General features: G+C 39.7%; 23 protein-coding genes and 1 other RNA gene. 21 read left to right on the forward strand and 3 right to left on the reverse strand.

Translation table 11 applies throughout. From position 1 onward, the window contains the following. Window positions 1-8: 8 nt before the first annotated feature. From mgsA to panD, 7 genes are all read left to right on the forward strand, one after another. On the forward strand, window positions 9-413 hold the full coding sequence (mgsA, locus tag M9R32_RS01170; RefSeq protein WP_269924907.1) for a methylglyoxal synthase: 405 nt from the start codon (window positions 9-11) through the stop codon (window positions 411-413). A 17-nt stretch (window positions 414-430) separates the two neighbouring features. Beyond that, on the forward strand, window positions 431-1,570 hold the full coding sequence (gene bshA, locus M9R32_RS01175; protein ID WP_269924908.1) for an N-acetyl-alpha-D-glucosaminyl L-malate synthase BshA: 1,140 nt from the start codon (window positions 431-433) through the stop codon (window positions 1,568-1,570). Further along, window positions 1,557-2,753 carry a CCA tRNA nucleotidyltransferase gene (locus tag M9R32_RS01180; protein WP_269924909.1) on the forward strand — a complete coding sequence of 399 codons (1,197 nt, stop codon included), beginning with the start codon at window positions 1,557-1,559 and terminating at the stop codon, window positions 2,751-2,753. Before bshA ends, M9R32_RS01180 begins: the two co-directional genes overlap by 14 nt. Then, a complete protein-coding gene (locus tag M9R32_RS01185) occupies window positions 2,731-3,714 on the forward strand; it encodes a biotin--[acetyl-CoA-carboxylase] ligase (protein WP_269924910.1) in 984 nt (327 codons plus the stop codon). The genes M9R32_RS01180 and M9R32_RS01185 overlap by 23 nt, the downstream gene beginning before the upstream one ends. A 240-nt stretch (window positions 3,715-3,954) precedes the next feature. Continuing rightward, window positions 3,955-4,788, forward strand: a complete 834-nt coding sequence (gene panB, locus M9R32_RS01190) for a 3-methyl-2-oxobutanoate hydroxymethyltransferase (protein WP_269924911.1) — start codon at window positions 3,955-3,957, stop codon at window positions 4,786-4,788. After that, the gene (panC, locus tag M9R32_RS01195) at window positions 4,785-5,639 is read left to right on the forward strand and encodes a pantoate--beta-alanine ligase (RefSeq protein WP_269924912.1); all 855 of its coding nucleotides are present in this window, start codon (window positions 4,785-4,787) and stop codon (window positions 5,637-5,639) included. Before panB ends, panC begins: the two co-directional genes overlap by 4 nt. After that, complete coding sequence (panD, locus tag M9R32_RS01200) at window positions 5,639-6,022, forward strand: aspartate 1-decarboxylase (protein ID WP_269924913.1); 384 nt, start codon at window positions 5,639-5,641, stop codon at window positions 6,020-6,022. The genes panC and panD overlap by 1 nt, the downstream gene beginning before the upstream one ends. Before the next feature lie 47 nt (window positions 6,023-6,069). Here panD and M9R32_RS01205 read toward each other — a convergent pair whose 3' ends face one another. Next, complete coding sequence (locus M9R32_RS01205) at window positions 6,070-6,402, reverse strand: hypothetical protein (RefSeq protein WP_269924914.1); 333 nt, start codon at window positions 6,400-6,402, stop codon at window positions 6,070-6,072. 115 nt (window positions 6,403-6,517) lie between these two features. Between M9R32_RS01205 and dinG the strand changes: the two genes are divergently transcribed. From dinG to M9R32_RS01245, 8 genes are all read left to right on the forward strand, one after another. Continuing rightward, complete coding sequence (gene dinG / locus M9R32_RS01210; protein ID WP_269924915.1) at window positions 6,518-9,301, forward strand: ATP-dependent DNA helicase DinG; 2,784 nt, start codon at window positions 6,518-6,520, stop codon at window positions 9,299-9,301. Window positions 9,302-9,324: 23 nt separating this feature from the next. After that, the gene (locus M9R32_RS01215) at window positions 9,325-9,495 is read left to right on the forward strand and encodes a YpmA family protein (protein WP_269924916.1); all 171 of its coding nucleotides are present in this window, start codon (window positions 9,325-9,327) and stop codon (window positions 9,493-9,495) included. 9 nt (window positions 9,496-9,504) lie between these two features. Beyond that, window positions 9,505-9,984, forward strand: a complete 480-nt coding sequence (locus M9R32_RS01220) for a cell wall elongation regulator TseB-like domain-containing protein (RefSeq protein WP_269924917.1) — start codon at window positions 9,505-9,507, stop codon at window positions 9,982-9,984. A gap of 16 nt (window positions 9,985-10,000) precedes the next feature. Then, the gene (locus M9R32_RS01225) at window positions 10,001-11,203 is read left to right on the forward strand and encodes a pyridoxal phosphate-dependent aminotransferase (RefSeq protein ID WP_269925108.1); all 1,203 of its coding nucleotides are present in this window, start codon (window positions 10,001-10,003) and stop codon (window positions 11,201-11,203) included. 15 nt (window positions 11,204-11,218) lie between these two features. Continuing rightward, window positions 11,219-12,514: an asparagine--tRNA ligase gene (gene asnS / locus M9R32_RS01230; protein ID WP_269924918.1), complete on the forward strand. Its 1,296-nt coding sequence runs from the start codon at window positions 11,219-11,221 to the stop codon at window positions 12,512-12,514. Between the two features lie 346 nt (window positions 12,515-12,860). Continuing rightward, the gene (locus M9R32_RS01235) at window positions 12,861-13,577 is read left to right on the forward strand and encodes a DnaD domain-containing protein (RefSeq protein WP_269924919.1); all 717 of its coding nucleotides are present in this window, start codon (window positions 12,861-12,863) and stop codon (window positions 13,575-13,577) included. Window positions 13,578-13,589: 12 nt separating this feature from the next. After that, window positions 13,590-14,249 (forward strand): endonuclease III, encoded by a 660-nt coding sequence (gene nth, locus M9R32_RS01240; protein WP_269924920.1) that lies wholly within the window; start codon window positions 13,590-13,592, stop codon window positions 14,247-14,249. Then, window positions 14,246-14,599: a YpoC family protein gene (locus tag M9R32_RS01245; protein WP_269924921.1), complete on the forward strand. Its 354-nt coding sequence runs from the start codon at window positions 14,246-14,248 to the stop codon at window positions 14,597-14,599. The genes nth and M9R32_RS01245 overlap by 4 nt, the downstream gene beginning before the upstream one ends. Window positions 14,600-15,111: 512 nt before the next feature. Here the strand turns inward: M9R32_RS01245 and M9R32_RS01250 are convergent. Both M9R32_RS01250 and recU read right to left on the reverse strand, forming a co-directional pair. Next, entirely contained in the window at window positions 15,112-17,880 is a 2,769-nt protein-coding gene (locus M9R32_RS01250; protein WP_269924922.1) for a PBP1A family penicillin-binding protein, read from the reverse strand. Between the two features lie 16 nt (window positions 17,881-17,896). Beyond that, a complete protein-coding gene (gene recU, locus M9R32_RS01255) occupies window positions 17,897-18,517 on the reverse strand; it encodes a Holliday junction resolvase RecU (RefSeq protein WP_269924923.1) in 621 nt (206 codons plus the stop codon). Between the two features lie 182 nt (window positions 18,518-18,699). Between recU and M9R32_RS01260 the strand changes: the two genes are divergently transcribed. The 6 genes from M9R32_RS01260 to rnpB all read left to right on the forward strand — a co-directional run bounded on the left by M9R32_RS01260 (window position 18,700) and on the right by rnpB (window position 23,660). Next, the gene (locus M9R32_RS01260; protein WP_269924924.1) at window positions 18,700-18,885 is read left to right on the forward strand and encodes a hypothetical protein; all 186 of its coding nucleotides are present in this window, start codon (window positions 18,700-18,702) and stop codon (window positions 18,883-18,885) included. Between the two features lie 47 nt (window positions 18,886-18,932). Continuing rightward, window positions 18,933-19,319 carry a DUF1798 family protein gene (locus M9R32_RS01265; RefSeq protein ID WP_269924925.1) on the forward strand — a complete coding sequence of 129 codons (387 nt, stop codon included), beginning with the start codon at window positions 18,933-18,935 and terminating at the stop codon, window positions 19,317-19,319. Between the two features lie 31 nt (window positions 19,320-19,350). Beyond that, window positions 19,351-21,585, forward strand: a complete 2,235-nt coding sequence (locus M9R32_RS01270; protein WP_269924926.1) for a DEAD/DEAH box helicase — start codon at window positions 19,351-19,353, stop codon at window positions 21,583-21,585. Next, window positions 21,575-22,849 (forward strand): ribonuclease H-like domain-containing protein, encoded by a 1,275-nt coding sequence (locus tag M9R32_RS01275; RefSeq protein WP_269924927.1) that lies wholly within the window; start codon window positions 21,575-21,577, stop codon window positions 22,847-22,849. The genes M9R32_RS01270 and M9R32_RS01275 overlap by 11 nt, the downstream gene beginning before the upstream one ends. Window positions 22,850-22,924: 75 nt before the next feature. After that, the gene (gpsB, locus tag M9R32_RS01280) at window positions 22,925-23,218 is read left to right on the forward strand and encodes a cell division regulator GpsB (RefSeq protein WP_269924928.1); all 294 of its coding nucleotides are present in this window, start codon (window positions 22,925-22,927) and stop codon (window positions 23,216-23,218) included. Window positions 23,219-23,282: 64 nt separating this feature from the next. Continuing rightward, an RNA gene (gene rnpB, locus M9R32_RS01285) (RNase P RNA component class B) lies at window positions 23,283-23,660 on the forward strand. Window positions 23,661-23,754: the final 94 nt, after the last annotated feature.

The raw sequence follows: 23,754 nt of genomic DNA on the forward strand, positions 1-23,754 counted from the left end.
AGAACCTTATGAAAATAGCCTTAATTGCACATGATCGAAAAAAAGATGATTTAATCCAGTTTGTAACGGCTTATCGTGATATTCTGGCTGAACACGAATTATATGCAACAGGAACTACTGGGCAACGGATTATAGATGAAACAGGTTTAACTGTCATCCGTTTTCAATCTGGCCCGCTCGGAGGAGACCAGCAAATAGGTGCCATGGTTGCAAAAAATGAAATGGATATGATTATTTTCTTCCGTGATCCTTTAACAGCCCAACCCCATGAACCGGATGTGACGGCGTTGATTCGATTATGTGATGTGTATCAAATTCCTTTAGCAACCAATATGGGCACTGCTGAAGTGTTATTGAAAGGCCTGCAGGAAGGCTTTATAGATTGGCGTTTATTACAGGAAAGACGTTCTTAAGAAAGGTTGTGAGTTTCATGAAGAAATTGAAAATCGGTATAACATGCTATCCGACAGTGGGAGGTTCTGGTGTGATTGCGACTGAACTGGGGAAGCTTCTTGCTGAACGTGGCCATGAAATTCATTTCATTACGTCCAGTATGCCTTTTCGGTTAAACCGCATGGTCCCAAATATTTTCTTTCACCAAGTGGAAGTTAACAGTTACTCTGTTTTTCAATACGCACCATACGATATTGCTCTAGCGAGTAAAATGGCCGAAGTGATTAAAAAAGAGAATCTGGACATCCTCCATGTGCATTATGCAATTCCTCATGCTGTTTGTGCTGTACTTGCACGTGATATGGCTGAACAGAATGTTGGAATCGTGACGACTTTACATGGCACAGATATTAGTGTTTTAGGATACGATTCATCCCTTACTGGTGCAATTCGCTATGGAATCGAAAAATCGGATGTTGTGACGGCAGTCTCGGATTCATTAAAAAATGAAACCTATCAATTAATCCAACCATCTCAGACCATTGAAACCATCTATAATTTTGTGGATGAACGTGAATATATGCCTTCTAAATCAAATATCAAATCTTATTTCAACATTCAAGATGATGAGAAAGTTGTTATTCATGTGTCGAACTTCCGAAAAGTGAAACATGTTGAAGATGTGGTATCTAGTTTCGCTTACATTCGTAAAGAGATGCGTTCTAAATTACTTCTTGTCGGGGATGGACCTGAAATGAATAATATCATCAATCTAGTCGATTCTTTGGGACTAGAAAAAGATGTACTCTTTTTAGGCAAGCAGGATAATGTGTCAGAATTATACTCAATTAGCGATTTGAAATTATTACTATCTGAAAAAGAAGCGTTTGGCTTGGTTTTGCTTGAAGCTATGGCCTGCGGAGTGCCTTGTATCGGCACGAATGTAGGGGGAATACCAGAAGTCATAGAACATGGACAAAATGGCTATATCGCCCCTTTAAACGATGTTGAAGCAGTTGCATGCTATGCTTTGAAGATTTTAACGAATACTGATTTACATAAACGCATGAGAATGGCTTCTATTGAAACAGTTTCTCAAAAATTCCATTCTTCAATCATTGTGGATCAGTACGAAAAGCTGTACGAGAAAGTAGTTCGACCATATGTTCACAACTGAAAATTGGCAAGCAGGAAAGTCAATTATTAGAAGGCTGAAAGAAAATGGCTATGAAGCAGTATTTGTCGGAGGAGCAGTTCGCGATTTTTTGCGACAAAAAGTTGCCAACGACATAGACATTGCCACATGTGCATTGCCTGAAGAAGTAAAACTAATCTTCAAACGGACTGTTGATGTTGGCCTTGCACATGGAACCGTCCTGGTCATTGAAGATGGTGTTCCGATCGAAGTCACGACTTTCAGGAGCGATGGGGAATATGAAGATCACCGCAGACCTACGGATGTAAAGTTTGTCCGCTCATTGGAAGAAGATTTGAGACGTAGAGATTTTACTATGAACGCATTAGCCATGACGGAAAGCTTTCAAATCATTGATTTGTTCAATGGTCGTCGGGATTTAGAAAACCGATTGATCCGAACTGTAGGTAATCCAATTGATCGATTTAAGGAAGATGCATTGCGTATGCTCCGTGCAATACGATTCAGTGCACAACTTGATTTTTCTATTGATCATCAATCACTGAAAGCCATCCAGTCATGCGCTGACGATCTTTCATATGTTTCGGTAGAGAGAGTGACCGCAGAACTTGAAAAAATGTGGGTCAGTTCAAATTTACATAAAGGAATGACCTATCTGGTCAGTAGCCAACTAGCCGACCAACTTCCAGGGGATTTCCCTTTCCATCATGACAAATGGTCGAATCTGGGAAATCCACAAAACGCCTTGGTTTGCTGGGCATTTCTGTGTTTATTGCAGGACGAGCCATCTGTTACTGAACTGACAAAAGCGTTTAGATTATCAAATGAGTCGAAAGGTCGAATCAAACAGCTAGTTAAAGCTACGACAATTCGCTCTGAGCGAATGTTTACTGTTGATGACTTTTACCTATTTGATGAAGAGATTCTTGTACATGCAGAAAGTCTCGTACACGTATGGCAAATTGGAATTCCACCAATGCCAATCGAAACCATACTTAATAACAAGCGTTCATTACCAATCCAGTCAAAAAGCGATCTTGTCGTTACGGGAAAAGACTTGATGGGTTGGTTCAGTAAGCGGGGTGGCCCTTGGTTAAAAGAAGCATTGAGCGCGATTGAAATGGCCGTGCTTCACCAAAAAGTAGTGAATGATGCTACCAAAATAAAGGAATGGATAATGAATGAATCCAACAGTGAAATATGAAATTACAAAACGTTTATTGACTGCAAACGGACAGCCTTTGTCAGGTCAGCAATTGGCGGATGACTTTGGATTGTCTCGAACAGCAATCTGGAAACATATCAAGGAACTTGAAGAAGAAGGATATGAAATAGAGACCATCAAGAAAAAAGGATATGTATTGAGCTCCTCTCCAGATTCTTTACAAGCAGCCAAAATTAATCAGTATTTAACGACAAAACGTTTCGGACATACGATTCATTATGAAGTTTCATGTCCATCAACACAGCCCATTGCACATCAAATGGCGCAATCTGGTGCGCCAGACGGCTCAATCGTCGTATGTGAAGAACAGACTGCAGGAAAAGGTCGGATGGCACGAGTGTGGACATCTACACAAGGAAAGGGCATTTGGATGAGTGTAATTATTAGACCGGAAATTCCACCTACTAAAGCCCCTCAATTTACATTGGTTGCTGCTGTTGCAGTTACACGCGCAATAGAAGATATTGCAGACGTACGTGCAGAAATAAAATGGCCGAATGATCTTTTAATCAATGGCAAGAAATGTACCGGGATATTAACGGAGCTCCAGGCCGATATGGATCGTGTTCATGCTATCATCTTAGGTATAGGTGTAAATGTTAACCAGCAGGTAACGGATTTCCCAGAAGAAATTCAATCAATCGCCACTTCTATTCAAATGGTGACAGGAAAGACCGTTGATCGTGCTGAACTTGTTGCCCGCATATTGCATCATCTGGAAATTTATACAGACTTATATGTGATGCATGGTTTTGAGCCCTTGAAGATTCTTTGGGAGAGTTATTCTTGTACACTTGGAAAGCGAATTAAAGCGATTATGATTCACCAGCAGATTGAAGGATTGGCGCTGGGCATTACAAGTGAAGGAATTCTTCAAGTGAAAACTGATGATGGCCAAATCCATGGAATTTATTCTGCGGATATCGAAATACAAAATTAACAATTAATAAACAGAATGGTATGTATAATCTCTTTCTGTTATAGTAAAAACGTAGGGTAGTATCTAAAATAGAACTGCACCTGATGTGAAAATTCGACTAATATTAATTTAATAATTCTGCCTTGATCTTAATCGACAGGGACGGAGGAAACCAATTACTTATCCAACGCAACCCTTCTGTCCATTTTCGGTCAGTAGGGTTTTTATTTTGGTTTCCTCTCAAAAGAGAGGAGCTAGGAAATGAAAACAACGACAGATTTTATCAATATGAAAAAAGAGAACGATAAAATTATTATGTTAACTGCTTATGATTATCCTTCTGCGAAACTTGCAGAAAATGCAGGTGTCGAAATTCTTCTTGTAGGAGATTCTCTTGGCATGGTCGTGCTTGGGTACGATTCAACAGTCCCAGTTACGATGGAAGATATGATTCATCATGGAAAAGCAACAAGAAGAGGGGCAAAAGATACTTTCCTTGTAGTAGATATGCCGTTTGGATCCTATCACGGGTCCATGGATACGACATTATCCAATGCGATCCGTCTTTTCCAGGAAACCAATGCACAAGCCTTGAAAATTGAAGGTGCCGACGAAGTCATTGAAGTTATTCGATTATTGTCCCGCACTGGCATCCCAGTTGTTGCTCATCTTGGTTTGCTTCCACAGTCCGCAAGTGTTTCGGGATATAAAGTGCAAGGAAAGACAGCCCAAGCGGCACAAAAGCTGATTGAAGATGCCAAGAAATGTGAGGCTGCTGGGGCCATAATGGTCGTTTTAGAATGTATCCCTTATCAACTTGCTAAGACTATCACGGATGCACTGACAATACCCGTAATCGGCATTGGCGCTGGTGCTGAAACAGATGGGCAGGTTCTGGTCTTTCATGACACCGTGACTTACGGAAGTCACCATATGCCTAAATTTGTGAAAGCTTTTGCTGAAGCAGGAAAAGAAATTACAAATGGGTTAACGCAATATGTAGATGAAGTGAAAAGTGGTCAATTCCCTGCAGTTGCACACCGATTTACAATGAAAGACGAAGAATTCCAGCAGTTATACGGAGGAAAAGAATGATTCAAGTTCAATTAATCAAGGATTTAAAACAAAATATAAATGCAACCAAAAAATCTGGCAAAAGCATCGGGTTTGTCCCCACAATGGGCTATTTGCATGAAGGACATATGTCATTAGTCGAACAGGCAAGAAAAGAAAATGATTTTGTCGTCATGAGTATTTTTGTCAATCCGGCACAATTTGGTCCAAATGAAGATTTGGACAGGTATCCAAGGGATTTGGAGAGAGATACTAAAATGGCTGTAGAAGCGGGAGTCGATTTGCTGTTTTTCCCGCAAGTGAATGAAATGTATCCGCAAGATGGCGGGATTTCAATTCGTGCGGGTGCTCAGGCAGATGTTCTTTGCGGAGCCTCACGACCTGGACATTTTGATGGTGTCTTAAAAGTCGTGACAAAACTTTTCCATTTGGTCGAACCTACAAAAGTGTATTTCGGTCAAAAAGATGCTCAACAACTGGCAATTATTGAAACGTTGGTAAGAGATTATAACTTCCCATTGGAAGTAAAGAGAGTATCAACTGTTCGGGAAGAGGATGGTTTAGCTAAAAGTTCCCGAAATGTTTTTTTAAGTGAAAAAGAACGTGCAGAAGCACCGATCATCCAACAAGCCATTCAACTTGGCATGGATGATTTTAAAATCAACCAGGATTCTGAAAAAGCCAAGCAAGTAACCATTCGACACATTGAAAATGGTACATCAGGGAAAATTGATTATGTGGAATTATTAAGCTATCCCGACCTGACTAATAATGTTTCAAACAACACATCTGTTATTTTAGCGGTAGCTGTTTTCTTTGAAAAAGCGCGGCTAATCGATAATCTAATCTTGAACAATGAGGAGAATAAATAATGTTACGAATGATGTTAAATTCAAAAATTCACCGTGCTGTAGTAACAGAAGCGGATTTAAACTATGTAGGAAGTATCACTATTGACCAAAATCTTCTCGATGCAGTCGGAATGCTACCAAATGAAAAAGTGCATATCGTCAACAATAATAACGGTGCGCGATTTGAAACGTATATCATTGCAGGAGAAAGAGGCAGTGGCGTTATTTGTGTTAATGGAGCAGCAGCCCGCCTTGTTCAAAAAGGGGATATCGTCATAATTTTGTCGTATGTTTACATGATGAATGATGAAGCAAAAGATCATAAACCAACTGTTGCTATTATGGGTGAAAACAATACAATCCGTGAAATCATCAGTTACGAACCTGAAGCGACAGTTATGTAATTTAAAGAGAGATGCCTCTTTTAAGTGGCATCTCTTTTTTTCTTAGTTTAGTTTAGTCGTAATGTTTCAATCATTTCTTTTCCATCAACCATTTTGGTGGAAAAAGCAATGTTGTCATTTTCTTTGACCTGATCGAAATCACCGGTAGCATCGTCTGCTATTTCATACGTCTTTTCTTGTCCTTCGTATTCAATGACAACAGATTTTTTAGCATCACCTTCAAAGCCTTTGAAAACACCTTCCACTTGTGTGGTCAATTCAATCGCACCAGGATCTCCGTCCTTGTTTTCATTGTCCACATTTACATCTTGTTCCGTGTTACACGCAGCAAGTGAAAATAACAGTATGGAAATCGTAGTGAAATGTTTCCATTTCTTCATTTGGTAATAACCTCCTTTTTTAAATAGACGACTTTGCACAGTGTCAGTTACACTTCTAAAGATGTTTTGTGATACAATTTTTTTGTTAGAAGTCTAAATTGTGAGCTGATATTTTATGTTAAGCCCTACTTACGCTATTGTCGATATTGAAACAACGGGTCATTCGCCTGCCAAAGGGGATCGAATGATTCAATTTGCCGTTGTATTCGTACGCGACTGGCAAATCCATTCAACTTTTTCAACCTTCATTCAACCCGGGAAAAAAATCCCTTTTTTCATACAAGACTTAACCAATATTTCAGATGAGGATGTCAAAGACGCACCGGTTTTTGAAGATGTTGCCGGTGACATTTATGACATGCTCGAAGATTGTATTTTTGTGGCCCACAATACGAATTTTGACTTGTCATTTGTGCAAGCTGAATTCAAGCGTATTGGCTTTCCATTATGGAAAGGCAAAAAAATGGATACAGTTGAACTGTCTCGATTATTGTTTCCGACATCATTCAGTTATAAATTGCAAGATATTACTCAAGAACGGGGCATCCAACTTACCAATGCCCACCGTGCAGACGATGACGCCTATGCGACTGCTGAATTATTTATAGAGTGTATGAAAGAAATTGAAAAACTACCGATTCAAACGCTTGAACTGATTCATAAACGTTCATTTCAGTTAAAATTTGATATCTCTTCTTTGTTTTTTGAAGCACTACAGAAAAAGAGGAAGATGCTCAAATCTGAAAATCTCGACTTCTACAAAGGAATACCCCTTCGACAAAAATATTTAATGAAAAGTTCGGAAGAATCATCTTTTTACTATCCAGAGACGAAAAATCAGAAACGACTCTATTTTTCAGAAGGGTTACAAGACTTTAAAGAACGCGACGGGCAGTTTCAAATGATGGATGCCATATGGCAAACCTTTCAGGAGAAAAATGAACTGGCCATTGAAGCCTCTACAGGACTTGGAAAGACATTAAGTTATTTAATACCAAGTTACTTTCATGCGAAACAACAAAATAAAAAGGTCTTGATCAGCACGTACACGACACATTTAATGGAGCAGCTTCATGATGTGGAGATACCGAAATTAGAAGCCATTGTAAAAAATAAAGTTCATGTTGCGATTCTCAAAGGTGCCAGACATTATCTTGACTTGCACCGCTTTGAGGAGTTATTGCGCGCAAAAGACGAATCATATGATGAGACATTTGCCATTTGCCAACTTTTAGTATGGTTGACCAGGACATCTACAGGTGATGTTGGTGAGTTAAACGTTTCAAGTGGCGGACAATTTTTCCTTGATAAAGTCCGGAAAAATGCATTTTCTGTTAAAACTTCGGATGTGAATGACCATGATTTTCATGCATATGCGTTACTTCAAAGTCAGCAAGCAGATATTCTCATAACAAACCATGCGATGCTGTTTACTGACCGTCATCGATTAGAGCCATTACTCTCAGATGAAATTAGCGCTCTGATAATTGATGAAGCACATCAATTTATACAAGCAGCGAATACACGGGATGAACGGATTTTTTCTTACACCCAGTGGAAATATGTTTTCGGGCAACTGGGAACACGTGACCAGGAGCAGTTAACTTATGCCTTTGCAAATGTTTTGGAGAAACATGGTGTGGATGTGATTTATTCATTCGAAGAACTTGACCGGATATATATCAAATGCAGCGAAAAATTTGATGAAGCGGTTCAATCACTCATACAAAATGTCAGTCGTAAAACTGCGACTAAAACTCACTCCAAACAAACTGTTTTATTCGAAGAATTAGAGCTGGATTATGAATTGCTTGACGAAGTTTACCAATATCTGCAACGATGGGTGACAATTGCACAACACTTGCTTGAACGAATGGGGAAAAGCCAACTCGAATCAACTCATGCGGATAAATTAGTAGCTGCAGAGTGGCAGTATTGGTTGAATGAGATGAAAATAAAAACAGGGGAATGGGTCGATATTTTTCTATCTTCTCCGTCGGAACATTCAGTGTGGTTGGAAATGGATCGCCGAAGTGTCCCTGGAAGCCTTCATGTATACAAAAAACCAATAGACAGCACGTTGGCAGTCAATGAAATATTCAACGATTGGAGAGGCAGGGCGGGCATTGTATGGACGTCCGGGACTCTATCTGTTCCTGGCAATAATCGATTTATCGTGAATCAATTGGGTCTACCAGACACAGTTTCTATCAAAACTTACTCTGCACCAAAAGATTTTTACCAGGGTGCGAATTTATTTATCGTCGATGACATGCCGGATATCCAACATGTCTCCCAATCCGAGTTTATTGAAGCCGTAGCCGATGCAGTGATTCAAACCGTTCTGATTACGGAAGGCCGATGCTTTGTGCTTTTCACATCGCAGGATATGTTGCGTAAAACGGTTGATTTGATTCAGGACACGGGATTACTCGAGGATTATATGTTGTTCGCGCAAGGAATGACATCAGGAAGCCGTATGAAATTATTAAAATCATTTCAACGGTTCCGGAAGTCCGTATTATTTGGTACCAATAGTTTCTGGGAAGGTGTGGACGTTCCAGGGGATGCATTATCAGCAGTTATTTTGGTCAGGTTGCCATTTTCTTCTCCCGATGAACCGGTATTTAAAACACAGGCAGACCGACTGACAAAACAAGGAATTAATTCTTTTTCATCTTTGGCATTGCCTGAAGCTATACTCAGATTCCGACAAGGTTTTGGTCGTTTGATCCGGTCTTCAACCGATCGCGGTGTTTTTATCGTGCTTGATCGGAGAATCGAGTCTAAATCGTACGGAAAAGAGTTTATTCGTGCGCTGCCTGATATCCCAATCAAGAAAGTATCCCTAGAAGATATGGTCTTGGACCTGGAACATTGGTATAATGAGAAAGTATGAGCGAAGAAAGTAGGGGTTTCAAAATGGAAAGCAGAATTGAAGTAATATCAACAGTTACGGTTGACTATCAATCAGACTTGTATAAAATTGTGGACGCCTTGAATCGCACTTTGAAAGAAAGAAATTTAATGTTTGGTCTGGCACTTGAAAAAGACAATCATGAGAAAGCCGTTTTCACTATTTATAAAACGTAAGGTGCAGACATGAAAAAATGGTTTATTTTTATTAGTGTATTTATTCTTTCTTTAAGTCTTTGTATCAGCTTGTTTGTCTTGTGGAAAGCTGGACAACCATTCAAAAGTGCAAAACAAGAAGCTGAACAAGTGGCAATCAGTGAGAAAAAGTTATCAGAAGTGACGGATTCACAGGTGTACAGTAGCTCAAATACATATATTACTGTACTTGGAAAAGATGAAAATGGGGAAGAAAAAGCTGTATTTATCCCTTCATCCCAAAAATTAAAAATTCAAGAAGTGCTAATGAAAGACGGCATTTCAAAAAAAGAAGCAATTAAAGCGGTAGAAGCTGAATTTGAAGTAAAAGAAGTGCTTCATTCCAAACTGGGTTGGGAACAAAAGCAGGCGGTTTGGGAAATTACATTTTTAAATGAAAAAGACAAACTCAATTACGTATACTTATTTTTCGAAAACGGTAAATGGTGGAAGCGTATTTTGAATTTGTAAAAGGGGACAATCGATGATGAAACCTCAATTAGCTAATCGTGTTCAGACATTAACACCTTCAACAACACTTGCTATTACAGCAAAAGCGAAAGAACTGAAAGAACAAGGTATTGATGTAATTGGACTAGGTGCAGGCGAGCCTGATTATAATACGCCACAAAACATTTTAGATGCAGCACTTAAGTCAATGAATGAAGGGCACACAAAATATACGCCCGCAGGTGGTTTGCCTGCATTAAAAAAAGCAATTATTGACAAGTTGGAAAGAGATCAACAAATAACGTATCAAGCTTCGGAAATTTTAATCGGTATCGGTGCAAAACATGTACTTTATACATTGTTCCAGGTGCTGTTGAATGAAAATGATGAAGTCATTATTCCAATTCCATATTGGGTAAGCTACCCTGAACAAGTGAAACTTGCTGGAGGCGTCCCTGTTTATATTGAAGGTACCGCTGAACAACAATATAAAATCACAGCAAAACAGATTAAAGAAGCAATTACTGACAAAACTCGTGCCATTATCTTGAATTCTCCAAGCAATCCGACTGGCATGCTTTATACAAAAAACGAATTACAGGAAATTGCAGACGTTTGTAAAGAGGCGAACATTTGGATTGTCTCTGATGAAATTTATGAAAAATTGATTTATGGAGATGCTCAACATATCTCCATTGCCCAACTTTCGGATGATGCAAAAGAGCGTACGATTATTATTAATGGAGTGTCTAAGTCACATTCCATGACTGGTTGGCGTATCGGATATGCAGCAGGGAATAAAGAGTTAATTACAGCAATGACAGATTTAGCGAGCCATTCTACATCAAACCCTGTTACTACATCTCAATATGCTGCAATCGAAGCGTATAATGGTCCTCAGGATACTGTAGAAGAAATGCGAGCTGCATTTGAATCTCGTCTGGAAATTATTTTCCCGAAACTAGCATCTATTCCAGGTTTCAAAGTGTTAAAACCACAAGGCGCATTTTATCTATTACCAGATGTTTCTGAAGCAGCAAAAAATACAGGATATGATTCTGTTGATGCATTTGTGGAAGCACTGCTGACTGAGGCAAATGTAGCCGTCATTCCAGGTTCTGGTTTTGGAGCCCCATCAACAATTCGATTATCCTACGCAACTTCACTCGATTTACTTGAAGCAGCAGTAGCACGTATTGATACATTTGTACGATCAAAATGGCAAGAGGGTTTGCTGTAATTTCTGGAGGAACTTATGAAAAAAATTATGATTCATGAAATGCCAAAACATTTAGGCGAAACAGTAAAATTAGGTGCTTGGTTAGCTAACAAACGTTCAAGTGGAAAAATTGCATTCTTACAACTGCGCGATGGTTCTGGTTTTGTACAAGGCGTTGTTGTTAAGGCAGATGTCGCTGAAGAAATATTTACTAAAGCAAAATCTTTAACTCAAGAAACGTCAATGTATGTTGTTGGAGAAGTGACAAAAGATGAGCGCTCTTCGTTCGGTTTTGAACTTCAAGTGAAAGATATTGAAGTTATTCACGAGGCTGTAGATTTCCCAATCACACCAAAAGAACACGGAACTGAATTTTTGATGGATAACCGTCACTTATGGTTGCGTTCACGTAAACAACATGCCATCATGAAAATCCGCAATGAAGTCATTCGTGCTACTTATGAATTTTTCAATGAGAATGGATTTGCAAAAGTAGACCCTCCAATTTTGACGGGTTCTGCACCTGAAGGAACGTCAGAATTGTTCCAGACAAAATATTTTGATGAAGATGCTTATCTTTCTCAATCAGGTCAACTCTACATGGAAGCGGCAGCAATGGCACTTGGAAAAGTATTTTCATTCGGTCCAACATTCCGTGCTGAAAAATCAAAAACACGTCGCCATCTAATCGAATTCTGGATGATCGAGCCCGAAATGGCTTTCACTGAATTTGAAGAAAACCTTGAAGTACAAGAACAATATGTATCTTACGTTGTTCAATCCGTCTTGAAAAACTGTAAGTTGGAATTAGAGCGTCTTGATCGTGACGTAACAAAACTTGAGCATATTCAAGCGCCATTCCCACGTATTTCGTATGACGATGCTATTACTTTCTTGCATGAAAAAGGGTTTGAAGATATTCAATGGGGCGATGATTTCGGAGCTCCACATGAAACAGCAATTGCAGAACATTATGACAAGCCTGTATTCATTACGCATTATCCAATTGGTATTAAACCATTCTATATGCAACCACACCCAGAACGTGATGATGTCGTTCTATGTGCGGACTTAATTGCACCTGAAGGTTATGGGGAAATCATTGGTGGCTCAGAACGTATTCATGATTACGATTTATTGAAACAACGCCTTTCAGAACATGAATTGGATGAAAAAGCATATGCATGGTATCTAGAACTGCGTAAACAAGGTTCAGTACCTCATTCAGGATTCGGGCTAGGTTTAGAGCGTACAGTAGCTTGGATCAGTGGAGCAGAACACGTTCGTGAAGCAATTCCATTCCCACGTTTATTGAACCGTTTATATCCATAAACAAGAAAAGTGCAGAAGCCCACGCAAGCTCGACTCTGACGGTGGAAGGTACGAATCGAAAACCCGTTTTCGAATGATTTTAAGGTTCGAAGGCTAAAGTCGCGAAGTCCTGCTCCTGCGGTTACTCGTCGCAAAATGCAGTGCTAGGTCCTGCTCCTGCGGTTACTCGTCGCAAAATGCAGTGCTAATAAATTTTTTCGCAACGCCTTCATGACCCACATCGTGTGGGCCTAAGCGGAAGTGCGAGCTGGGCTTCGGAACTAGACATAATGAAAATAAAGAAAACAGCCAAAATTCGTAGATTCGTTTTTTACTCAATAATATAAGTACAAAGGAGAGTTCGGGTATGCAACAGCAACAGCCAGATCGGCTCCGTATGTGGACAGAGCAGGGAAATGTAACCATTTCCCAGCTCTTTTTTCAACATTACAAAAAATGTGATATCCAAGATGATGAAGCATTATTGATTCTTCATATGCTGGCGTTTATCGACAAGGGAAATCATTTTCCGACACCTGATGATTTGGTAAAACGATCCCATTTCACCTCGGAACAAGTCAGTCGACATATGCAAAGGCTATTTCAAAAAGGATATTTATCAATCCAACAAAGATATGATGACAAAGGTGTTCTGATAGAAGCATTTTCATTTCATACCTTATGGAACCGATTAATTGATACTGTTCTAGAAGAAACAACTTCGCAGAAAGAAATGACGCAAAAAGAACAAGAAGGCGAAATTTTCCGCTTGTTCGAACAAGAATTCGGTCGTTTTCTTTCCCCGATGGAAAGCGAAACCATTGCAATGTGGATGGACAAAGATCAGCAATCACCTGAGTTAATTCGGGCAGCATTGAAAGAAGCAGTATTGGCACAAAAAATGAGCTTGCGTTATATCGACCGGATTCTGTTTGAATGGAAAAAGAAGAACGTCAAAACCATGCAGGATGTAGAAAAACAAGCAAGCCAATTCCGCACAGTACCGGAGAGAACATCTGCACCAACACAATCTCAAAAAACAAATAAAGTTCCATTCTATAATTGGTTAGAAGAGCGAGAGTAGGGAAGTGAGAATATGCTGACAAAAAGTCAATGGGAGTACTGTTTATCAGAAATGGATAGAATGTTCCCTGATGCTCATTGTGAGCTCGTTCACTCCAATCCATTCGAGTTGACAATCGCCACATTGCTTTCTGCTCAATGTACAGATGTCCTCGTAAATAAAGTGACTCCAGCTTTGTTCGCAAAGTATCAGACACCTGAAGATTATCTGGCGGTACCTTTAGAAGAACTGCAAGATGATATACGATCAATCGGATTATTCCGTAACAAAGCTAAAAACATTCAAGCTTTGAGTCGGATGTTGATTGAACAATTTGATGGGGAAATACCAGCAAACCGTGATTTGTTGACTATGCTTCCTGGAGTGGGTAGGAAAACAGCAAACGTTGTTGTTTCGGTAGCATTCGATATCCCTGCTTTGGCAGTGGATACACATGTTGAGCGGGTGACAAAGCGTCTCGGACTCTGCCGATGGAAAGACTCGGTTCTGCAAGTTGAAGAGACAATTATGAAAAAGACGCCAATGGATAAGTGGTCACGAACACATCATCAACTTATTTTCTTCGGTCGTTATCATTGCAAAGCTCAAAATCCCCAATGCCCGGTTTGCCCTCTTTTATCTTTATGCCGGGAAGGGAAAAAACGAGTGAACAAAGGGTTGGTAGAGATTTGATTCGCTTTGATCCCACGCATGCAAAAAAGGAACACCTCATTGATTTGTTACATCAATGGTCAACGTTAAGAGAAGCAATACAAGAAGCTTTTAAAATGAAAACGAGTGACACTCATCAGCAGATGAATATTGGCATCAAGCTTTATCAAGACTTGTTGGTTCAAGTATCTGAATCCGATAGTTTTGACCAAGAAGAATTAAAGGATTACGAAATCCTCCCGTTAAACGGACAGGAGAGATATACGTTTATTATCATGAACTCAAACCGCTATAGCGCATTTTGTCAGCTAAACGAATTATTTGATGAAACAAATAAGAAAATTGCCCGTTTACGAATAAAAGCCACATAAAAAGAAGCAGATCCATTGAGGATCTGCTTCTTTCAGACTGTAGACAAAAAAATTATTATATATAACTGTATATTATTGAATATTGAAGAAGAGCCTACGCAAGATATGTTGATTTCCACTGCGGCGGACGCGTTTCGCGGGCACGGCTTCAGTCTCCTCGTCACAACGTTCCTGCGGGGCCTTCAGCTCGTGCTTTTCCCGCAGAAGTCGCCGCCTCCACTCCAATCAACAGAAATTATGTGTAAACGTGTCTCTACAAACTATTTAAGTAGGCAGGTGGTCGGTAATTTCTGAAGACTCCTGCGGAAAAAACGGAACAAGCTAGACCCCGCAGGCAGAGCCGAGGAGGCTGGCGTTTCGTCCGCGGAAAGCGAAAGAAATAGCCGACCACATTTTTAATAGAATGCAAAAGATAAAACTCTTGAATATTTATTCATTTATATTAATTAACATTCTTTTGTCAACAAGCTGAAAGAAGCAGATCCATTGAGGATCTGCTTCTTTTACATTCTTTATGGGGTTGAAGAATCAGAATCAGAATCAGAATCAGAATCAGAATCAGAATCAGAATCTGATTCACCGGTTGAAGCAGCTCTTGCTTCATTCCCGTCTTCTGTTGTGTTTGTTGCACCTTCGGATGAATCATCTTCTCCACCATCACCGCCATCTTCTGGTGGTGTAGGTTCTTCTTCTGGAGGCGTTGACTCATCGTCTTCTGGAGGAGTGGTTCCATCATCTTCTGGAGGTGTAGTGCCTTCATCAGAATCATCGTCTGATCCACCTTCACCGTTTCCTTGACCATTACCATTACCATTGCCGTTTCCTTCTCCGTTGCCTTGGCCATCGCCTTCACCTTCACCAGGAGTTTCATCTTCTCCTTGTTCAGGGACTTCAACAGCATCAATTTCAAGCGTTGTACTAGTTGGTTCACTTCGTACTCCGTCTGCTATTGCAACAACACTAAACGTATAGGTACTGCCTGGTGTAATACCAGTGACGATTAAACCTTCCTGGTTAGTGGTTTGTAGAACGGAAGGACTGCCACCATCTACTGCAAACGAAACTTCAAATGCTACATCCAACTCATCTTTATCTCGCTTAGGCGCTTTGTGCTTCCAAGATAATGTAGCAGATTGATCACCTTCACTATAATCTGCTTTGAAGTTTGATGGAGCATCTACTTCGATTTGTTCGTATTCCTCAGATACTTCAGTAGGTTCTGATCCACGAACAAATAATTCTGTTTGTTTTAGATTATCTGGTGTGAATTCACTTGCAAGTCGAAGAGGGGAAGTGCCTACTTCAACCGTGGCTTCCACGACAGAATTTGGTCGTTTAAAGCGTGGTGTGTCTTTACCTTCTGAGACATTTGACATTACGTCTTTAAATAATCTTTGTGCGAAAGTACGCTCATTTGAATCGGCGGTATTAATTGCATTTTTACGCTCTTTGTAACCCGTCCAAACGGCGATTGAGTAATTTGTTGTATAACCCGCAAACCAAATATCTGGAGCTGAGCCTTCCGACAAATTGTAATCGTTAAATTCTTTAGCCGTATAGTTGGTTGTACCTGTTTTACCTGCAACATCCAAGCCAGGAATAATTGCTGCTTTACCAGATGCGCCTCTACGTTCACTGACGACATCACGAAGCATGTCGGTGACCATAAATGCAGTTGAATCTTTCATTGCTGGTTTAGACTTAGGTTTAAATGTTTTCTTTGTTTCACCGTCACGATAGACGATTTCACGAATTGAGAAAGGCTCTGAGAATACACCGGCATTTCCGAATGCGGCGTAAGAGGCTGCTAACTTAATCGTGTTTATTCCAGTAGTTGCACCAATCGCTGCGGATTCATAATCGAGATAGTCACCAGTTATGCCTAAGCTATTTGCAAAATCTTTGCGATCATCGCTTTTCACTTCTTTGAAGGCTTTGACAGCTGGAATATTTCGAGAACGATACAATGCTTCACGCATCGTCATAGCTCCCATATACTCGTTATCGAAGTTATAAATTTGTTGATCCGAATTCGAATAATTCATTTTCTCATCAACAAGGGTGTGACCGGTTGACCAATTTAAATATTCGATTGCTGGACCATAATCCAGGATCGGTTTAACTGTGGAACCAATCCCTCGTTTAGAGACATCTTGTGCGAAGTTGAACTCAAAGCTTGGACCGTAATCTCGGCCGCCACCTACAGCAACAATAGCACCTGTTTTTGTATCCAAAACTGTCATTCCCGCCTGTATTTCTTTGGTAGGGAAGTTATCACCAGAAAAAGCTGCTTCAACTGAACCTTGAGCTTGTGGGTCCAGTGTCGTATAGACTTTTAATCCATCAGCTAAAGAATCATCTTTGCTTTTTGCTGCCAATTCATTTAAAACAATGTCTAAAAATGCAAGATACTTGGTTGAATTAGAAGGTTTGCGTTTTTCTTCAGCCAATAAACCTTCGGATAATGGAATCGCTTGTGCTTCTTCCATTTCAGCTTTCGTAATTTTTCCATGCTGTTCCATTAGACGCAAAACGATATTGCGGCGTTTTTCTGCCGATTCAGGATGTTTGAAAGGATTAAAGTTGTTCGGACTTTGAGGCATTCCTGCCAACATTGCCATTTCGTGTAGTTTCAAGTCCTTTAACTCTCTTCCGAAAAAGCTTTCAGATGCTGTACCGAAACCATAAATATTTCCTGACATTAAAACTTTGTTAAAGTACATTTCAAAAATTTCTTCTTTTTCATATTTCTGCTCAAGCTGATAAGCAAGGTATGCTTCCTGAGCTTTACGTTTCAATGTTTTTTCATTTTGTAAAAACGAGTTTTTGATTACTTGCTGTGTTAACGTACTAGCTCCTTGAGAACCAAAACCACTTGTGATATTGGCAAGTACGGCACCACCAAGACGATAAAAATCGATCCCATTATGTTTATAGAAACGGACGTCTTCAGTTGCCAAAATGGCTGCTTCCATTTCTTTCGGAATATCTTCGTAATTTACATAATCACGGCTTTCAGAACCGATGGTTGCAAAAACTTCACCGTTTATATCATAAAATTCAGATGAAATGGGGTCTTTTAATGATTCTTCATCCAATTTGGGTGCGGAGCTTGCGTAGAAGGCAAAGAGTCCTCCACCAAATAATAGTCCTGCCAATCCGATAATGAAACAAGCAACGATTATACGTTTTAACCAACCTGAAGTACTTGTTTTTTTCGATTTCTTCTGTTTTTCTAATTCTTTTCTTCGTTGTCCACGAGAGTTAGCTTTTTCGCTCACAAACGTCTCCTCACTTTCACTGCTTTACAGATTCCTCTGAAAGCATCTTTGTTACTCCTCGCAAATAGTCAATAGGAGGGTAGGCTCCTGGGACTAATTCAAAGGCATGTTGTTCGAAAAACTCAAACGGAATTGATTTGCGACCACCTTTACACATATCGTCCCACGCATCCTGAAGAGGACGATAAGGTAAAACGAAATATCGATTGAGGGATGAAAAACGAACGATTAAGAACGTAAGTCCTTTTTGTTCCGTGACCATTCTCATGTGGTCGATCTGATGTGCATGGATGTTCTTTAAAGGGAAGGAAGTTTTATTTTTCGTTTCTTTCGCTTCAAAATCCACGTGAATGCCTTGCCATACACCATTAAAGTCTGTAGTTGAAGCAGTGCGGTAATAGGCTTCTTTGATGACAGCTGCACTTCGGGAAGGATATTCTACTTTTACGACTTGAATCGGTACTGGTTTTTTATGAATGACTGCAGTACCTCTTTGCATATAAAAGTCATTTGTTTCATTAATCTCATCCTCTAAGGTTTTTCCCCGGTTACTGAAGGTATAATCCTTCTTTGCACGTTTTTCCGAATTATTTTTTTGTGGCGTATAAATCTTACCATTCGGGTAGTTAATTGCCATGCTCGTCACCTCGCATATCAGTTTATCATAACCACACCCTACTAGACGTGATTTGCGCCTTAAGGTTTCATAGTTTGTGTGTCGAATTATTGTAAGTATTAGCTTATTCCTTCTAGTTTTGTCGTCGACAAAGGAATTCATCATGATTTGGAGAACTTCACTAACAACTGGAGGGATGCAGCATGAAACGAATAGAAGAATTGATCGAACAGTTGTCATTACTCGAACATATTTTGGAAGCCCGATTTATACAGGAAAGATCGACTCAGACGCAGAGTGTCATTGATAAAGGTAACCAGGTGGGGAAAGCGCTGAAAGAAACCGAACAAATGATAGAATGGAATATCTGTTCGCAAAAAAGTGGTTAAAACCACTTTTTTTTGTTACTATAAACTGTAACAAAGGGGCTGAGACCATGAACTTAAACGAACAAACGAAATTGATTTTAGAAGAAAGTCAAAACTGTTTAATTCGTCATCAAGAAATGCGTGACACGGATACAACTCCGGATTTTTTTTCACAAGTAAAGCCCCATGCCGATCAATGGCTCGCTTTTCTAATTGAATGGAGAGAGAATGCCAACAACTGGATTAACCAACATCGTCCGAAGTATATGCGTATCCAACAAATAGATGCGGCTATTGAAGCTTTCAATCAATATGTCGTTCAATCATTTTATAAAGAGACTGGGAAAAAGAGGTTTGCACAATCCATACAATCAACTTGTTACACGTTGCAAACTTTTATACATGCCATAGAGCAAGAAGGTGAAAAGCTTGATCAGGAAACAATCAATAAGTGACATTTTAAGTGAGTGGAAGCAGGACCCTGTCATGCGGGAACGAATTGTTCATTGGCACACAATAGATGAAAAACAGGCATTCCTGTCTGATTTTCCCGAAGATTTACATCCATCTATTCAACAAGCATTGAAAGAACGAGGTATTACACAGCTCTATAGCCATCAGAGGCTTGCGTATGATACAGCAAGGACTGGACAATCTTTTACGGCGATTACGCCAACTGCATCCGGAAAATCTCTTTGCTATCATTTGCCTGTCCTACAATCAATTGTTGAAGACAGTTCTTCGAGGGCACTCTATTTATTTCCGACAAAGGCTCTCGCTCAGGATCAAAAATCCGATTTAAATTTATTGATTGAACAAATGAATCAAGATATTTTGAGTTACACATATGATGGCGATACTTCACCGGCAATTCGAACAAAAGTTAGAAAAGCTGGGCATATCGTTTTGACAAATCCTGATATGCTCCACTCTGGAATATTACCTCACCATACGAAATGGGTTTCATTATTTGAGAACTTAAAGTATATCGTTGTGGATGAGTTGCATACATACAAAGGCGTATTTGGCAGTCACGTAGCACACGTTTTGCGAAGGTTGAAACGTATCTGTCAATATTATGGAAGTAACCCGGTTTTTATATGTACTTCAGCAACAATTGCTAACCCGCAAGAACTGGCAGAATCATTGACTAACGAAACTCATAAACTGATAGATAAAAATGGTGCGCCGTCTGGTAAGAAAAATTTTATTTTTTATAATCCGCCGATTGTTCATCCTACTTTTGGCGTCAGACGCAGCGCAATTCTTGAAGTAAGGGATTTAGCCAAACGCTTATACAAGGAAGGAATTCAAACCATCGTTTTTGCGAAAAGCAGAGTCCGTGTTGAGATGCTTGTTACGTACTTAAAAGAGCTATCCAAGAAAAAAATAAATGATGAATCCATTCGTGGCTATAGAGGGGGCTACTTGCCTTCTGAACGTAGACAAATTGAAAAAGGTTTGCGGGATGGCACAATCCAGACGGTCGTTAGTACAAATGCGCTGGAACTTGGTGTAGATATCGGTCAGTTGCAAGCCTGCATCATGACCGGTTACCCGGGAAACATAGCAAGCGCTTGGCAACAGGCGGGACGGGCTGGCAGGAGACAGGATGAGGCATTAATAATCTATGTCGCTCAATCAACTGCTCTTGATCAATATATTGTGAATCATCCTGCATTCTTACTGGGTCAATCTCCTGAAGAAGCTCGTATACATCCCGATAATCTAGTGATTTTGATGGATCATCTAAAATGTGCTTCATTTGAATTGCCTTTTAAGACCACTGAACAATACGGGGAATTTGAAATACAGGAATTACTAGCGTATTTGGAAGAAGAAGGAATACTGGTAAGGACTTCTGATAAATGGCATTGGATGAGTGATCGTTTTCCTGCACATGAAATCAGTTTACGTTCTGCCTCCCAAGAAAATGTCATCATTATTGATCAAACCATCCCGGCCGCAACGAAAGTAATTGGCGAAATGGATCGCTACAGTGCAATGACATTATTGCATGAAGAAGCGATTTACTTACATCAAGGCATTCAGTTTCAAGTGGAGAAGTTGGACTGGGAAGAAAAGAAAGCTTTTGTAAGAGAAGTCGATGTAGACTACTTTACGGATGCCAATCTTGCAGTTGAATTAAAAGTAATGAGTGAAGATAAAGAAAGAAGTTACAAAAACGGTGCCGTCTTTTATGGTGACGTGTCCATTTTAGCTATGGCGACCATCTTCAAGAAAATACGTTTTGATACACATGACAATATTGGATCAGGTCCGATTCAACTTCCTCCCGAAGAATTACATACTTCTTCGAGTTGGTTAAGTTTTAATCGACCGCCTGGCTGGACGGATGCCATGCTTACAGATGCGATGACAGGTGCAGCAACTTCAATTGCATCCTTTATTCCTTTGTTCGTACATTGTGATCGTCGCGATATTCATGTGGTACCGCAAGTGAAATCCATACATGCAGAACTTCCTACATTTTTTGTTTATGACAGTTACCCAGGAGGCATTGGGATTAGTGAACGCGTTTTTGACGTATGGCCAGAACTACTCGGCCACGTTGAACAGCATGTGGAAGCGTGCCCATGTGATCAAGGGTGTCCTGCTTGCATCGGACCACAGGAAGCAATTGTAGGGATGAAAGATGAAGTGTTGAAACTTCTTGCTTATTTACAATTAGAATCAACAGGTGATCCATATGTCATTTGAAAAAAATCTCCTACAAATGAAGAAGCTAATTAAGAAAAAGCCAGCGAAATCTGAATCGCTGGCTCCTTTCGTCATACCAGAAAAACCGAAATATACAAAGGCATGGGAAGAATCTGGCTTAAAAGTGATCGAAAATGACTTCGGCATCGTTTTTGAAAAAAAGATTGTGTATGACCGAAATTATTGCCACGGCAATTTTAAATTAAAAGAAGTTTTCGATGCGTTCGCTCTATGGAATTCATTTCAAGGTGTACATCCCGTTTCAACAGATGGCAAGCAAGTTGTCTTCTTTGATACTGAAACAACGGGTCTAAAAGGAACAGGAACCTACATATTCTTAATTGGACAGTTGATATGGAATAAAGATCATTTTGAAATGACACAACATATCTTAGCTGACCCAAGCCATGAAGCCGCTATGTTATATGAATCAGGCTTATGGAAACCAGGACAGACCGTTATTACGTATAATGGCAAAAGTTTTGATTGGCCCCAATTACAGACAAGATGGACATTGAACCGAGAGCATCTTCCGAAACTATCGGACCCTATTCATATTGATTTACTTCATGGCTCAAGAAGAGTCTGGCGGAATGATTTGGATCAATTCAAATTGACAAAAATCGAAGAGGAAAAATTGGGATTCAAGCGTGTTGGGGATATCCCAGGTCATTTAGCGCCAATTATTTATATGGATGCCGTAAAAAGCGGGAATCCGTCGACGTTATTAAAAGTTCTTCATCACAATGAATGGGACATCCTATCATTACTAACCTTATTCATTCACACGACCAAACTAATTTTACAAGAGCAATACCTAGATTCCAGCACCTCGTCCACAAATATAGGAAAATGGTTTTCTGATTTGAAAGATTTTGAAAAAGGACAAAGTGTTTTTGAACAGATTATCACTCAATATGGTACTGCTGAAGCTGCTATGGCTTTTTATTACTTAGGCTATGAATATAAACGAATCAAACAATTTGATCTTGCTTATGAATCGTTTGAAAAATCACTTGGTCATGTATTGGATGTATGGGAAATAAAAGTGTATGAAGAACTCGCAAAAATAGCTGAACATGCAAAAAAAGACTTTGGACTTGCTAGACTTCATGTTGAAAAAGCATTAGAACTCATTCAGAAAACGGCGGATTTAAAACCGTTACAAAAAGATAGAAGAACACATGAATTTAAAAAGCGTTTAGAACGAATAATAAGAAAACAAACTATTTCCCGGGCAAGCGCAGGTTTCGACAGAAAATGATTGAGGAAATGAACGACAAAACGTTCTTTATGCTATAATAAATCCATACATGTAACAACGGAAGGACGATGTATTATGGATACGAAATTAACGCCGGAATTCATTCTGGAAAAAGAATTTAAGACTGGATTACGTGGCTATCACCAAGATGAAGTAGATCAGTTCTTGGATGAAGTCATTCAAGATTACAATACTTTTATGCAAACAATTGAGACATTAAAAGCTGAAAATAGACGTTTAAAAGAAGAACTTGAGGACGCACCGAGACGTCAAGTTGCCGCACCTTCTACAGGAACTACCAACTTTGATATCTTAAAACGACTTTCTAATCTTGAAAAACACGTTTTTGGAAGTAAGTTGTACGAATAATTCAACATTCCAGGATGGATTGTTTATTGAGTCACAATCAAGTATAATAAAGAAACCATTTAGATAATCCAGGTAATCGCTGCAACGCTCGACGTTGTAGAGGAAAGTCCATGCTCGCACGGTTCTGAGATGACCGTAGTGTTCGTGCTTAGCCAAAAAATAAGCTAAGGCAGTGTTACAGCTGACGGCGGGAACAACACCTAAGTCTTCGGATATGGTTTAGGTTCTCTGAAAGTGCCACAGTGACGGAGCTGATTCGGAAACGTTTCAGGTGGAACGAGGTAAACCCCACGAGCGAGAAACCCAAATTATGGTAGGGGCACTCTCATGCAGGAATCAAACGAATTGAGGGACAGACTATGTCTGTAGATAGATGATTACTACTCACTTGTACGAGGCATCAGCCGTTTGAGTACGTGATAACAAAACATGGCTTATTGGGTTTTCTAATGGGTATACTTGACTACACAAGCTCTCCACTAATTCGGAGAGCTTTTATTAATAAATAAGCAAATAAATGGAACAATGACCGATAA

The sequence above is a fragment of the Paenisporosarcina quisquiliarum genome (genome assembly GCF_027563315.1).
Lineage (GTDB): Bacteria > Bacillota > Bacilli > Bacillales_A > Planococcaceae > Paenisporosarcina > Paenisporosarcina quisquiliarum.

What these genes read in the sequence shown, in the direction of transcription:
- M9R32_RS01215 (WP_269924916.1), top strand. Translation starts at nt 9,325, where the DNA reads ATGGAAAGCAGAATTGAAGTAATATCAACAGTTACGGTTGACTATCAA.
- panD (WP_269924913.1), top strand. Translation starts at nt 5,639, where the DNA reads ATGTTACGAATGATGTTAAATTCAAAAATTCACCGTGCTGTAGTAACA.
- nth (WP_269924920.1), top strand. Translation starts at nt 13,590, where the DNA reads ATGCTGACAAAAAGTCAATGGGAGTACTGTTTATCAGAAATGGATAGA.
- M9R32_RS01275 (WP_269924927.1), top strand. Translation starts at nt 21,575, where the DNA reads ATGTCATTTGAAAAAAATCTCCTACAAATGAAGAAGCTAATTAAGAAA.
- M9R32_RS01225 (WP_269925108.1), top strand. Translation starts at nt 10,001, where the DNA reads ATGAAACCTCAATTAGCTAATCGTGTTCAGACATTAACACCTTCAACA.
- bshA (WP_269924908.1), top strand. Translation starts at nt 431, where the DNA reads ATGAAGAAATTGAAAATCGGTATAACATGCTATCCGACAGTGGGAGGT.
- panB (WP_269924911.1), top strand. Translation starts at nt 3,955, where the DNA reads ATGAAAACAACGACAGATTTTATCAATATGAAAAAAGAGAACGATAAA.
- asnS (WP_269924918.1), top strand. Translation starts at nt 11,219, where the DNA reads ATGAAAAAAATTATGATTCATGAAATGCCAAAACATTTAGGCGAAACA.
- M9R32_RS01205 (WP_269924914.1), bottom strand. Translation starts at nt 6,402, where the DNA reads ATGAAGAAATGGAAACATTTCACTACGATTTCCATACTGTTATTTTCA.
- panC (WP_269924912.1), top strand. Translation starts at nt 4,785, where the DNA reads ATGATTCAAGTTCAATTAATCAAGGATTTAAAACAAAATATAAATGCA.
- M9R32_RS01260 (WP_269924924.1), top strand. Translation starts at nt 18,700, where the DNA reads ATGAAACGAATAGAAGAATTGATCGAACAGTTGTCATTACTCGAACAT.
- M9R32_RS01220 (WP_269924917.1), top strand. Translation starts at nt 9,505, where the DNA reads ATGAAAAAATGGTTTATTTTTATTAGTGTATTTATTCTTTCTTTAAGT.
- dinG (WP_269924915.1), top strand. Translation starts at nt 6,518, where the DNA reads ATGTTAAGCCCTACTTACGCTATTGTCGATATTGAAACAACGGGTCAT.
- M9R32_RS01185 (WP_269924910.1), top strand. Translation starts at nt 2,731, where the DNA reads ATGAATCCAACAGTGAAATATGAAATTACAAAACGTTTATTGACTGCA.
- recU (WP_269924923.1), bottom strand. Translation starts at nt 18,517, where the DNA reads ATGGCAATTAACTACCCGAATGGTAAGATTTATACGCCACAAAAAAAT.
- M9R32_RS01270 (WP_269924926.1), top strand. Translation starts at nt 19,351, where the DNA reads ATGCGGGAACGAATTGTTCATTGGCACACAATAGATGAAAAACAGGCA.
- M9R32_RS01265 (WP_269924925.1), top strand. Translation starts at nt 18,933, where the DNA reads ATGAACTTAAACGAACAAACGAAATTGATTTTAGAAGAAAGTCAAAAC.
- M9R32_RS01235 (WP_269924919.1), top strand. Translation starts at nt 12,861, where the DNA reads ATGCAACAGCAACAGCCAGATCGGCTCCGTATGTGGACAGAGCAGGGA.
- gpsB (WP_269924928.1), top strand. Translation starts at nt 22,925, where the DNA reads ATGGATACGAAATTAACGCCGGAATTCATTCTGGAAAAAGAATTTAAG.
- mgsA (WP_269924907.1), top strand. Translation starts at nt 9, where the DNA reads ATGAAAATAGCCTTAATTGCACATGATCGAAAAAAAGATGATTTAATC.
- M9R32_RS01180 (WP_269924909.1), top strand. Translation starts at nt 1,557, where the DNA reads ATGTTCACAACTGAAAATTGGCAAGCAGGAAAGTCAATTATTAGAAGG.